Source organism: Hephaestia mangrovi, assembly GCF_019880555.1.
GTDB classification, from domain to species: Bacteria; Pseudomonadota; Alphaproteobacteria; order Sphingomonadales; family Sphingomonadaceae; genus Sphingomonas; species Sphingomonas mangrovi.
This window is the reverse complement of sequence record NZ_JAINVU010000003.1, coordinates 423,491-436,225: the sequence shown is the minus strand read 5'-3', so window position 1 is coordinate 436,225 and position 12,735 is coordinate 423,491. Positions and strand designations below refer to the sequence as shown.

Below are 12,735 nucleotides of genomic sequence, written 5' to 3'. Positions count from 1 at the left end.
ATCCACTTGTCCAGTCGCGCCGGCCGGACGTGTTGCACGGTCGACCCTGGAACAAGTCCGGGGTGACGGGAGCGATGGCTACCGGCAATCCACCAGCCCGTCGCCCGGCGAGGCGAGGCGGATCGACGATATCGTCACGTCGAGTCGGCCGGCGGTGGTCAGCGCGAACGGCTGCGTGATGTGCGCCGCGTCGCCGCCGGCGATGCAGCGCAGCGGCACCGCGAGCTGTCCCCAGTCATGCGATGCGGCAAGCGCGCGCAGGCGATCGGTGACCGGCAGTGCGCCGAAGCGCACCGCATCGACCGGGCCGGCATCGACCTTGAGGTCGACCACCACCGCGACGTCGCCATTGCTCTCGCGGCTGAGGTCGGTCGCCGGGCCGGTGAGCGCCGCGGTGGCTTTGCCTTCCCCGCTCCAGACGAGCCGGATCGAATCCTCCTGCGCGTTGCGGTCGGCGGCGTGGGCCGTCACCAGATCCGATCCCGCGGCAAGCGGCGTGGTGCCGTCCGCCGTCAGCAACAGGTGCCGGCCGTTGGTTGCGCGGCCGCGGATGAACAGGGTACGCGGATCGCCGTCGGTCGACGCGCGCTGTTCGGGCAAGTGCGGCACGTCGCCCTTCTCGCCGGTCTTCAATCCATAGCCATAAGCGAACAACGGATCGTAATGCGCGTCGCCGACGTTGAGCGGCGTCTGGTCGGTGGCGCGCGGCCAGCTGTAGGGCAAGGTGCCACGAAACTGCTGCTTGCCGAACAGCATGTCGGCAACGCCTTCGCCTTCCGATCCCGGCAGCCACGCCGCGACGAATGCGTCCGAGGCGTTGAGATAGGGATTCACCCAGAGCGGTCGGCCGGACAGGAACACCGCAACCACCGGCACGCCCGCCGCCTTCAGCCGCTTCATCATCGCCAGCGTATCGATCGGCGAGGGATCGTCGAACGCCACGTCGCTCTTGTCGCCCTGGAATTCGGCATATGGGTTCTCGCCGAACACCACGATCGCGGCGTCGGGCTTCGATTGATATTTGCCGTCCAGTGATAGCGTCGCGGTGCCGCCGGCTGCCTTCACTTCCGCGTCGATCCCCTGCCAGATCGAGGTCGCGTGCGGAAAATCGCTTGGCTTGGTGCCGGTGCCTTGCCAGGTCAGCGTCCAGCCGCCGGCCTGCTTGGCGATATTGTCGGCGCCGTCGCCGGCGACGAGGATGCGCGCGCCGGGCTTCAGCGGCAGCGTCGATCCTGCATTCTTCAGCAGCACCAGCGATTCGCGTACCGCCTCGCGCGCCACCGCGCGATGCGCGGGGCTGCCGAGCAGATCATATTGCCCGGCGTACGGGCGTTCGGACGGCCGCTTGGCGTCGAAGATGCCGGCGCGGAACTTGACGCGCAGCACGCGGCGCACCGCATCGTCCAGCCGGCTCATCGGGATCGCGCCCGATTTGACTTCCCTGAGCGTCGATTCCCAGATGCCCTTCCAGCTATCCGGCGCCATGTAGATGTCGAGGCCGGCGTTGATTGCCTGCGGGCAATCGGTGGTGGTGCAGCCAGCGACCTGGCCGTGCGCGTTCCAGTCGCCGACGATGAAGCCATCGAATCCCCAGTGCTGCTTGATCACACCGGTCAGCAAGCTGTCGTTGCCGGTCATCTTGCGGCCGTTCCAGCTCGAAAAGCTCGCCATGATCGATTGCACGCCGGCCTTGATCGCCGCTTCGTAGGGCGGGGCGAACAGATCGCGGAGCTCGGCCTCGCTGACTTCCGTGTCGCCCTGGTCCTTGCCGTTCTTAGTTCCGCCGTCGCCCAGGAAATGCTTGGCGGTGGCGATGACGTGCGGGCCTTTGAGCCAGTCCTTGGAGCCGACCTTGCCTTGCAATCCCTCGACCAGCGGCCCGGCATAGCTGGCGGCGATCTCGGGGGTTTCGCCAAACCCCTCGTAGGTGCGGCCCCAGCGATCGTCGCGGACCACCGCGATGGTCGGCGCGAAGGTCCAGTCGATGCCGGTCACGCGCATTTCGATCGCGGTGATCGCGCCGATCTTGCGCATCAGCGCCGGATCGCGCATCGCGCCCAGCCCGACATTGTGCGGAAACAGCGTCGCGCCGACGATGTTCGAATGGCCGTGGACCGCGTCGATGCCCCAGATCGCGGGAATGCGCGGCAGCTTGGGGTCGTCGCTGGTCGATGCGTCCCAGAAGGCGTCGGCGAGCGCCAGCCAGTCCTTGGCGGGGGCGTTATACTGCCCATGCGGGTCCGAATTGCCGCCGTTGAACACCGAGCCGAGATGATATTTGCGCACGTCGTCGGGGGTGATCGAGGCGATGTCGCCCTGCACCACCTGGCCGACTTTCTGTTCAAGCGACATCCGCGCCATCAGCCGCGTGATCTTCGCCTCGATCGCGGGATCGCGCGGCACCGGCGATCCGACGGTCGGCCATTGCTCGGGATGCGCAATATTGGCGGGGGTGGAGGGTGTCGGCGGTGCGGTCTGCGCCAGCGCGCTTCCCGCCAGCAAGAGCGCGGACACCGCCGCTATCCGTGCCGCGCTCGCCATCTGAATCATTATCCTCTCCCGCTTTGGTTTCGGCGTTCCTATCGCGCAAATCCGCTGTTGACAACGATGTCGGTCTTGTCGATTTAGCGCTCACCAATTGGCATAATAAGAGGTAGGGGATGCGGGGAGCAGGCGTGGCCGCCGATCGCGGGCGGCAGTTCAGGGCACATAAGCGGCATGCGGTGTCGTCGGCGATGCTGGTTGCCGCTGCGCTGGCGGGCGCGGTGCTCGTCGCACCCACTGCCGCTCAGGCCGGTCAGTCGGCGCCGGTCTGGCAGGATACGTCGCGCCCCGCCGCCGATCGTGCCGCTGCGCTGGTCAAGGCGATGACCCGCGACGAGAAACTGCGTTATGTCCACGGCCTGTTTCCGCCGATGACGAAGCCGGCGCCCGCCGACATGATCCCGTCGGCCGGCTATATCCCCGGCGTTCCCCGGCTCGGCATTCCCACGCTGCGTGAAAGCGACGCGAGCCTCGGCGTCGCCAATCAGGTCGAGCAGCGCAAGGGCGACGTTGCCACCGCCTTGCCCTCGAGCCTCGCCACCGCCGCGACCTTCGATCCCGATCTCGCCTATCGGGGCGGCGCGATGATCGGTGCCGAGGCACGCGCCAAGACCTTCAACGTGCTGCTGGCCGGCGGCGTCAACCTCACGCGTGACGCCTGGGGCGGGCGCGATTTCGAATATCTCGGTGAAGATCCGCTGCTCGCCGGCGTGATGGTCGGCGCGCATATCCGCGGCGTACAGTCGAACCACATCGTCTCGACGATCAAGCATTATGCGCTCAACGCGCAGGAAACCGATCGCATGCTTGCCGATTCGCGGATCGATCGCGCCGCGCTCGAGGATAGCGACCTGCGCGCTTTCCATATCGGCATCGATGCCGGCGAGCCCGGTTCGGTGATGTGCGGCTACAATCTCGTCAATGGCGATTGGGACTGCGAAAACAAGTATTTGCTGACGACGGTGCTGCGCGACCAATGGGACTATCCCGGCTGGGTAATGTCCGATTGGGGCGGTGTGCATTCGACTGACAAGGCCGCGCTCGCCGGGCTCGATCAGGAATCGGGGCAGGAGCTCGACAAGCAAATTTATTTCGGCAAGCCGCTGGCGGAAGCGATCGCCGCCGGGCGCGTGCCCGAAGCGCGCCTCGATCAGATGGTCACGCGCATCCTCACCGGCGTGATCGCCAGCGGCCTTTACGACCACCCGACGCCGGCCACCGCGCAGCCGATCGATTATGACGCGCATGCCGCCGTCGCGCAGCAGGTTGCCGAGCAGGGCATAGTGCTGCTCAAGAACGCGGACGGCGTGCTGCCGCTGGCCAAGACGGCCCGGAAGATCGTGCTGATCGGCGGTCATGCCGATGTCGGCGTGCTGTCGGGCGGCGGCTCGTCGCAGGTCCGGTCGGTTGGCGGCGTGCCGGTCGAAATTCCGCTCAAAAGCGGCCCCGCCGCCTCATTCGCGCGGATCACCTGGCACGATTCCTCGCCGCTCGATGCGATCCGCGCGCTCGCGCCCGGCGCCGAGGTTACTTATGTGTCGGGCGACGACCCCGTTGCCGCGGCGGCCGCAGCGCGTAATGCCGATGTCGCGATCGTCTTCGCCACGCAATGGCGCACCGAGGCCGAGGATATCCAGACGCTCGCGCTGCCCGACAATCAGGATCGGCTGATCGACGCGGTGGCCGGCGCCAATCCGCACAGCGTCGTCGTGCTCGAAACCGGCGGCCCGGCGCTGATGCCGTGGCTCGATCGCGTGCCGGCGGTGGTCGAGGCCTGGTATCCCGGCCAGCGCGGTGGTCAGGCGCTCGCGCGGCTGCTGTTCGGCGAGGTCGATTTCGCCGGCCGCTTGCCGATGACCTTCCCGGCCAGCGAAGCGCAATTGCCGCGCCCGCATCCCGTCACGCCCGCCGGCGGCGCCGGACCCGATTCGGCGAGCAATGCCGGTGCGGGCGACACGAGCGCGCTCAGGCCGTTCCCGGTCGATTATCACGAAGGCGCCAATGTCGGTTATCGCTGGTATGCCGGGCAGGGCGAAAAGCCCCTGTTCCCGTTCGGTTACGGGCTGACCTATACGCGCTTCAACTATTCGGACGCGCATTTCACTGGCGGTGCGCAGCCATCGGCAACGGTGACGGTGCGCAATGATGGCGATCGCGCCGGCGTCGCGCTGCCGCAGCTTTACGCGGCGGCGGGCGACGCGCCCGCGCGGCTGGTCGGCTGGCAGCGCGTCAAACTGGCGTCGCACACGAGCAAAAGCGTAACGGTGACGCTCGATCCGCGCGCGATCGCCGCCTGGCGTGATGGCAAGTGGGTGCTTCCCGGCGGCGCCTATCGCCTCACGCTCGGCACCGATGCGGTGACGTCGATCGCCAGTGAGACCGTCACATTACCGCAACACGTTACCGAAAAAGCGCGCCGATAGGACGTTTACGACCCATTCCCGCCGCGTAACGCCACGGTTTCAAGTTGACATCGTTGTCTGGAATCGTAGGCATGGCGCCAAGCGGGATCACAATCGCTTGTTTTAACAACACCCGGCCGCACCCTGTCGGCCGAACCTGAAGGGAGGAGCTATGAGGGGGATTACCTTGCCGCCGCGTCTCGTGCGTTCGGCTTCTGTTATCGCTATCGCAACCGGTCTGGCGCTGCCGTCGGCTGCTTATGCGCAAACCGCCGACGCCGCGCCGCCGGCCGATGCGGCGCCGCAGGTCGGTGCCACGGCATCGACACCCGAGGCGACGCAGGACATTGTCGTTACCGGCATCCGCGCCTCGCTCGAGCGATCGATCGCGATCAAGCGCGATTCGACCGGCATCGTCGACGCGATCTCCGCCGAGGATATCGGCAAATTCACCAATACGAACCTCGCCGAATCGCTGCAGCGCATCCCGGGCGTGTCGATCGACCGGATCAACGGCGAAGGCTCGACCGTCACGGTGCGCGGCTTCGGCGCACAATATAACCTCGTCACGCTCAACGGCCGCCAGCTCGCCACATCGAATATCGTCGCGGTGGGCGGCGATCAGGGTGGCGACGGTGCCGGCGGCTTCGGTCGCTCGTTCGATTTCGCCAACCTGGCGTCGGAAGGCGTCAAGACGCTCGAAGTCTACAAGAGCGGCCGCGCGGCGGTTCCCTCCGGCGGCATCGGCGCGACGATCAATGTCGTCAGCAACCGCCCGCTCGATGCGCACAAGCCTGGGCTGACCGGCAGCATCGGGGTCAAGGCCGATTGGGATAATTCGGCCGATGCCTGCATCTCGTGCGGTGCCGCGGTCACGCCCGAGGCCTCCGGCATCGTGAGCTGGAGCGATCCCGAGCAGCGCATTGGCGTGTCGGTGTTCGGCAGCTACCAGAAGCGCAATTTCAGCTTCCCCAGCGTTGCCAACAACGGCTGGAACATCATGACGCTGTCGCACTTCCTCGATACGAGCAGCGATGGCGCGGGCACGGTCACGCCGTCGACCAAGCTCAACAATGTGCCGACCGATCCCAACGTGCTCGTCTCGGTTCCCGACGACAGCCGTTATCACTTCTCCGAGGCGAGCCGTGAGCGGATCAATGGCCAGGCGGTGCTGCAGTTCCGGCCGACCGATTCGCTGACCGTCACGGTCGATGGTCTCTACGCGCAGCTGCGCGAATCCGAACGCCGCTCGACCCAGTCGAACTGGTTCAATCGCCCGTTCGACGAAGTGACGTTCGATGATGCCAGCAACGGTATCGCCACGACGCAATATCTCCATGAGGTGATCAGCGGCGTGAAGGATGCCGCCTTCGAACAGGCCTATCGCGCCCAGAAGAACCGCCTCTACGATATCGGCGGCAACGTGAAGTGGAACCCGACCGATAGCCTGACGCTGTCGCTTGACGGTCATTTTGGCAAGGCCGAAAGCCTGCCAGACAATCCCAATGGGCAGACCTCGACTACCGTGGCGTTCAACACGCCTGTCGTGGCCGAACACTCACTTTACACCACTGATGGCGGCTTCCCGCAGCAGGGATTGCAGGCGATCAACGATTGCTACGCAAGCTCGACCCCGAAGGGTGTTGCCTTCACCAAGGGTAATTGCGACGGCGTCATGGATCTCGGCGACCTGTCGGGTGCCGTTCAGCGTCAGTTCGATTCGACGCAGACGCAGCGGATCAAGGAGCTGCGGCTCGATGCCGGCTGGGCAGTCGGTGGCGGTCTGCGCTTCGACGCGGGCGGCGATTACCGCGAGACCAAGACGCGTCAGACGCAGTATAATACGCGCCAGGTGCTTGGTGACTGGGGCAACTCGCTGCCGCCCGACATCGAGGCAGTGGCGCCGGGGCAGGTGTTCAACTTCTGCGCGGTCTGCAAGTTCGACCATCACAGCGCGAACCCGGATTTCTACACGCTCAACGCGTTCCGTACCGAGGACGCAACGAAGCTCTATAACGCGCTTTACGATCACTATATCGGGATCACCAACGACGGCGTCGATCACGAGAATTTCATCGATGCCAACAACGACAATCGCGTTCGTGAGAAGATCTGGGCGGCCTATGTCCAGGGTACCTGGGACGGCCACGTAGCCGGGATTCCGACCAACGTCGTCGCCGGTGTGCGCTACGAGAACACGAAGGTCTATGCGGTTTCCTACCAGACGGTCCCGCAAGCGATCGTGTGGAACGCGGACAATGATTTCTCGGTCAGCTATTCGACCGATCAACAGGCCGTCACCAACAAGGGCAGCTACGACAACTTCCTGCCGTCGGTTGATATTGCGTTCGACATCACCCGCACACTGAAGGCGCGCGTCTCGTACAGCAAGACGATCGCGCGGGCGCCTTATGGCAGCCTGTTCGCCTCGACCTCGGTGGGTACCCCGCCGCGGCCCACCGCGCTCGGCGGCATCGCTGGCGGTAATTCCAACAATACCGGCTTGATCCCGCTTGATTCGGACAACATTGACGTCAGCCTCGAATGGTATCCGCGCCGTGACGTCTATTTCTCGGTCGGCTTCTTCCAGAAATGGGTGCACAACTTTATCGGCAACACGCTGGTCAACGAGAATCTGTTCGGCCTGCGCGATCCGACCTCGGGTCAGGCCGGCACGCGTTCGGGCACTGCGAAGGAGCAGTTGCAATCGGCGTTCGGCGCCGGGATCACCGATGTGAACCTGTTCACCTATACGGCGATCCTGACCAAGAATAACGGTGACGTGGCAGCGACCAACGCCGAATTGGCGCCGCATTTCGATACGACTTCGCACACGTTCGATCAGGGCTATGTCGATCAGGTCCTGGGTGCGTATGACGTCACGGCTGACAACAACGATCCGTTGTTCAACTTCTCGGTCAACACGCCGATCAACAACCGCGATGCCAAGATTCATGGCTTCGAATTCGCCGGCCAATACTTCCTCGGCGATACCGGTTTCGGCGTTTCGGGCAGCTATACGCTGGTTCGTGGCGACGTCGGCATCGACGTGGCGGCGCCGCCGAGCGTCGATCAGTTCGCGCTGGTCGGCTTGTCGGACACCGCCAACGCGACGCTGATGTACGACAAGTACGGCTTCTCGGCGCGCATCGCGTACAACTGGCGCGGCAAATTCCTCAGCCAGCTCAACCGCGACAACTACCATAGCCCGGTCTACACGGCGCCGTACGGTCAGCTCGACCTCAGCCTGAACTACGACATCTCGCCGCACATGTCGGTGTCGTTCGAAGGCGTCAACCTGACCGAGGAAGGCGTCCATACCTATGGCCGCGAGAAGTCGAATACCTTCTATCTGTCGGAAGGTTCGGCTCGCTACATGATCGGCGCGCGCTACAAGTTCTGACGCGCGTCAGAAGCAAAAAGGGAGAAGGCCGCTCAACGGGGCGGCCTTCTTCGTCTATGGTGCCTCGAAACAATCTATAGCGAGAGCGATGTCCGGCCCTGTCCTGCTCAACAATGTCGATCACGCCGATCTCAAGGTCGTGCTCGATCGCGGCGCGCGCTATGGCGACGCGGTCAACCAGGCGCCGGTCTTCGCGACCGAGTTCGAGGCGCTGCAGCGCGAATATGCCATCGTCTTCCGCCGCGATCCCGCGGGAGTCTTTCGCGCGACCGTGCTGCTCGGCTTCGAATCGGGCGAGAATCTTTATCTCGATGGCGATCGTTGGGATGCGCGCACCATTCCGGCGGTGATGAGCCGAGGCCCCTTCTCGATCGGCACGCCGGCGCCGGGCGAGGCGGGCGAGCCTATGATCCACATCGACCCCGATCATCCACGCGTCTCGCGCGAGCATGGCGCCGAGATCTTCAAGCCTCATGGCGGCAACAGCGCTTATCTCGACAGCGTCGCCGAGGTGTTGCAGCGTATCTATATCGGCAGCCAGGCCGAAGGCGCGATGTTCGCGGCGTTTGCCACGCATGGCCTGATCGAGCCGGTCACGCTCGAAGTCGAGATCGGCGACGGCCGGCGCTATACCGTGCCCGATTGCCACACCATCTCGCTCGAACGCCTCGCCGCACTCGACGGTGCCGCTCTGGCTGATCTCAACGCGCGCGATATGCTACGGCTGGCGATCTGGGTGCGTTCGTCGCTTGGCAACGTGCCTGCGCTCGCCGAGCGAAAGCTGCGCCGCGACGTCGGCACGCCGTGACCGCCCCGGCGCCCCGCATCGAGCGCCGCACGCGCGAGATTTCCGGCGGCGCCATCGACCTCGCGGCGCTGATCGCCGACAACCGGCCGGCAATCATCAAGCGCGCGGTTTCGGATTGGCCGCTGGTCGAGGCCGGCCTGCGCGCGCCGCGCGAGGCGATCGACCATATCCTGTCGTTCGATGTCGGCCGCCCGATCACCGGCTATGTCGGCGATCCGGCGATCCGCAGTCGCTTCCATTACAATGCCGATGTGACGGGCATGAACTTCACAGCCGAGCGCACGCCCCTCGCCGATTTCCTGGCGCGGATCGAAGCCGCGATCGCCGTTGACGATCCGGCCAGCTTCTACATCGGCTCGACCGATATCGACACCTGGCTTCCTGGGTTTCGCGCCGCCAACGACCTCCATCCGGCCGACGATACGTTCGATCGATACCCGCCGCTGGCGAGCATCTGGATCGGCAATCGCACGATCGCCTCGGCGCATTACGACATGTCGAACAACGCGGCGTGCTGCGCGGTCGGCCACCGCCGCTTCACCCTGTTCCCGCCCGATCAGGTCGCCAATCTCTATCCCGGCCCGCTCGAGCCGACCCCGGGTGGGCAGGTCGTCAGCATGGTCGATTTCGCCGCACCCGATCTGGCGCGCTATCCGCGCTTCGCCGATGCGCTCGCCGCCGCCGAGGTGGCCGAGCTCGAGCCCGGCGACGTGCTCGTCTATCCCGCCTTGTGGTGGCACCATGTCGAGGCGCTCGACGCGTTCAACGTGCTGGTCAATTACTGGTGGGACGCGGTGCCGGCCTTTGTCGACGATCCGACGACGACGCTGCTCCACGCGTTGCTTTCGCTGCGTGATCGCCCGCCCGCCGAGAAAGCCGCCTGGCGCGGCCTCTTCGATTACTATGTGTTCGGCGAGGGCGATCCCGCCGCGCATCTGCCGGAGGGCGCGCGCGGCCCGCTCGCCCCGCTCGACGAATTGGCGGCCCGCCGCCTGCGCGCTCGTATTCTGGGGAGACTGAACCGATGACCGAGACCAACCCGCGCAAGCGCGTGGTGGTGGCCGGCGGCGGCACCGCCGGCTGGCTCGCCGCAACCGCACTGGTCCGCCAACTCGGCCCGCTGGTCGATGTCACGCTGGTCGAATCGGACGAGATCGGCACCGTCGGCGTCGGCGAATCGACCATTCCCACGATCCGCACTTTTCACAGTTTCGCGGGGATCGAGGAGGACGCCTTCGTCCGTGCCACCGGCGCGACGTTCAAGCTCGGCATTTCCTTCGAGAACTGGCGCCGCGACGGCGATCATTATTTCCACTCGTTCGGTTCGGTCGGGCGGTCGGTGTTTCTCGCCGATTTCCAGCATTTCTGGCTCGAGGCGCGCGCGCAGGGCTTCGGCGGCAGCTTCGGCGATTATTCGTTCGAGCTGCGCGCGGCGCGCGAGAACCGCTTCACCAACGATCCCGAGGCGGGGCTGGCCTACGCCTATCACCTCGACGCGACCGCCTATGCGCGCTTCCTGCGCGGCCTTGCCGAGCCGGCCGGCGTACGCCGTGTCGAGGGTCGCATCGCCGCGGTGGAGCGCGATGGCGAGGGCGGCGACATCACCGCGCTCACGCTCGCCTCCGGTGCCCGGATCGAGGGCGATTTCTTCATTGATTGCACCGGCTTTCGCGCGCTGCTGATCGAAGGCGCGCTCGAAACCGGCTTCGAGGACTGGAGCCACTGGCTTCCGACCGACAGCGCGCTCGCGGTCCAGACCGAGCTCGTCGGGCCGCCCGCGCCTTATACCCGCGCGATCGCGCATCGGGCCGGCTGGCGCTGGCGCATCCCGTTGCAACACCGCATGGGCAATGGCTTCGTCTTTTCGAGCGCGCAGATGAGCGAGGACGAGGCGCGCGCGCAGTTCGCCGCCGATCTCGAAGGCGCGCCGCTGTTCGAGCCCCGCCTGCTGCGCTACACCACCGGCATGCGGCGCCAGGCGTGGCACCGCAATTGCCTTGCGCTCGGCCTCGCCGCCGGCTTCGTCGAGCCGCTCGAATCGACCAGCATCCACCTCGTGATGATCGCCATCACCCGCTTCATCCGCGGTTTCCCCTTCGCGCGGGAGTGCGCCGCGCTCGCCGATCGCTTCAACGCCCAGTCGCGCGCCGAATGGGAGCATGTCCGCGATTTCGTGATCCTGCATTATTATCTCAACCAGCGCGACGGCACCTTCTGGCCCGGCCGCGCGGCGATGAACATTCCCGATACGCTGGCCGCGCGGATCGCGCTGTTCCGCCAAAGCGCCGCCGCCTATCAGGATCAGGACGATCTGTTCCGGATCGATTCCTGGGCACAGGTGTTGTTCGGCCAGGGTGTCGAGCCGGCATCATGGCATCGCATCGCCCGCACGCTGCCGCCCGAGCAACTGCGCCGCGCGCTCGCCGATCTCGATGCCGGCTTGGCGGCGCGTGTCGCGCGTCTGCCGACGCAGGCCGCCTTTCTCGGCGCCCGCTACGCGCCATCGCCGGCCGCGGCGGCGGGGTAGGGTCGGTCGGCCCTGCCGCCTTCCCCGAACGCCGTTCGGCAACTAAGAGATTGGCGGCATATTTATCATACGACTCAAGGAGGGCTGGCCAGTGCCGCAATTCAGGATCATCGAGCGCGGGAGCCATGACGAATTGGGCGAGGGGCCGACCTGGGTGGCGCGGCTCAACCGGCTTTTCTGGGTCGATATCCTGGCACCGCGGCTATGGTCGCTCGATCTCTCCGATGGCGCCACGCGATCGTGGGACATGCCGGAGAAGATCGGCTGGATCGTCGAGCAGGCCGGCCGCGACGATTTCCTGATCGGCCTGGCCAGCGGCGTCGCGCGGCTGACGCTCGATCCCTTCGCGATCACGCCGTTGCTCGATCCCGAGCCCGATCGTCCGGCCAATCGCCTCAACGACGCCAAGGTCGATCCGCGCGGCCGCTTGTGGCTCGGCACCAAGAGCGACGACGATCCCGATTCGAAGGGCGCACTCTACCGGCTCGATCCCGATTTCGCGGTCAGCCGGCATGATGATGGCTATGGCGTCACCAACGGTCCGACGTTCAGCGTCGACGGCCGCTGGCTTTATCATACCGACAGCGACAAGCGCATCGTCTACCGTTTCGCGCTGCATGACGACGGCTCGCTCGGCGAGCGGCAGGATTTCATCCGCTTCGAGCCCGAATGGGGCCATCCCGACGGCATGACCACCGACAGCCAAAGCGGCCTGTGGATCGCGCATTGGGCCGGCGGCCGCATCAGCCGCTTCACCCCCGAGGGCGAGCTCGATCGCTCGATCGATCTCCCCGCGCGCAATATTACCAGCGCCTGTTTCGCCGGCGAGCGGCTCGATCGCCTGTTCGTCACTTCGGCGCGCACCGATAGCCAGGGCGAGCCCGAGGCGGGGGCCCTGTTCGAGGTCGAAACCGGCATGACCGGCCGCCCGGCCACGCTGTTCGGCGGCTAAGCGGCCCGTATCGAAAATCGCGCCGTTCGCCCCGGCGAACGGGTCGCCGAACCTTCCAGGTTCCGCCAGCGTCCGGGGACCGTTTCCAGCTGTTTCACG

The 12,735-nt window shown here is 65.8% G+C and carries 7 protein-coding genes; 6 read left to right on the top strand and 1 reads right to left on the bottom strand.

Annotation, left to right across the window (positions count from 1 at the left end; all coding sequences use genetic code 11):
• Window positions 1–78: 78 nt before the first annotated feature.
• On the bottom strand, window positions 79–2,550 hold the full coding sequence (locus K7G81_RS09465) for a glycoside hydrolase family 3 protein (RefSeq protein ID WP_223030501.1): 2,472 nt from the start codon (window positions 2,548–2,550) through the stop codon (window positions 79–81).
• A 185-nt stretch (window positions 2,551–2,735) separates the two neighbouring features.
• Here K7G81_RS09465 and K7G81_RS09460 point away from each other — a divergent pair, with 185 nt between their 5' ends.
• The 6 genes from K7G81_RS09460 (at window position 2,736) to K7G81_RS09435 (ending at window position 12,636) form a co-directional block, all read left to right on the top strand.
• Complete coding sequence (locus K7G81_RS09460; protein ID WP_223030715.1) at window positions 2,736–4,967, top strand: beta-glucosidase family protein; 2,232 nt, start codon at window positions 2,736–2,738, stop codon at window positions 4,965–4,967.
• Between the two features lie 151 nt (window positions 4,968–5,118).
• Window positions 5,119–8,349: a TonB-dependent receptor gene (locus K7G81_RS09455; protein WP_223030500.1), complete on the top strand. Its 3,231-nt coding sequence runs from the start codon at window positions 5,119–5,121 to the stop codon at window positions 8,347–8,349.
• 88 nt (window positions 8,350–8,437) lie between these two features.
• On the top strand, window positions 8,438–9,157 hold the full coding sequence (locus K7G81_RS09450; RefSeq protein WP_223030499.1) for a SapC family protein: 720 nt from the start codon (window positions 8,438–8,440) through the stop codon (window positions 9,155–9,157).
• Window positions 9,154–10,185, top strand: a complete 1,032-nt coding sequence (locus K7G81_RS09445) for a cupin-like domain-containing protein (protein WP_223030498.1) — start codon at window positions 9,154–9,156, stop codon at window positions 10,183–10,185. Before K7G81_RS09450 ends, K7G81_RS09445 begins: the two co-directional genes overlap by 4 nt.
• On the top strand, window positions 10,182–11,684 hold the full coding sequence (locus tag K7G81_RS09440) for a tryptophan halogenase family protein (RefSeq protein WP_223030497.1): 1,503 nt from the start codon (window positions 10,182–10,184) through the stop codon (window positions 11,682–11,684). The genes K7G81_RS09445 and K7G81_RS09440 overlap by 4 nt, the downstream gene beginning before the upstream one ends.
• A gap of 91 nt (window positions 11,685–11,775) precedes the next feature.
• Window positions 11,776–12,636: an SMP-30/gluconolactonase/LRE family protein gene (locus K7G81_RS09435; protein ID WP_223030496.1), complete on the top strand. Its 861-nt coding sequence runs from the start codon at window positions 11,776–11,778 to the stop codon at window positions 12,634–12,636.
• Window positions 12,637–12,735: the final 99 nt, after the last annotated feature.

Coding starts and splice junctions, on each gene's coding strand:
- K7G81_RS09465 (WP_223030501.1), bottom strand. CDS start 2,550: ATGATTCAGATGGCGAGCGCGGCACGGATAGCGGCGGTGTCCGCGCTC.
- K7G81_RS09455 (WP_223030500.1), top strand. CDS start 5,119: ATGAGGGGGATTACCTTGCCGCCGCGTCTCGTGCGTTCGGCTTCTGTT.
- K7G81_RS09460 (WP_223030715.1), top strand. CDS start 2,736: ATGCTGGTTGCCGCTGCGCTGGCGGGCGCGGTGCTCGTCGCACCCACT.
- K7G81_RS09450 (WP_223030499.1), top strand. CDS start 8,438: ATGTCCGGCCCTGTCCTGCTCAACAATGTCGATCACGCCGATCTCAAG.
- K7G81_RS09440 (WP_223030497.1), top strand. CDS start 10,182: ATGACCGAGACCAACCCGCGCAAGCGCGTGGTGGTGGCCGGCGGCGGC.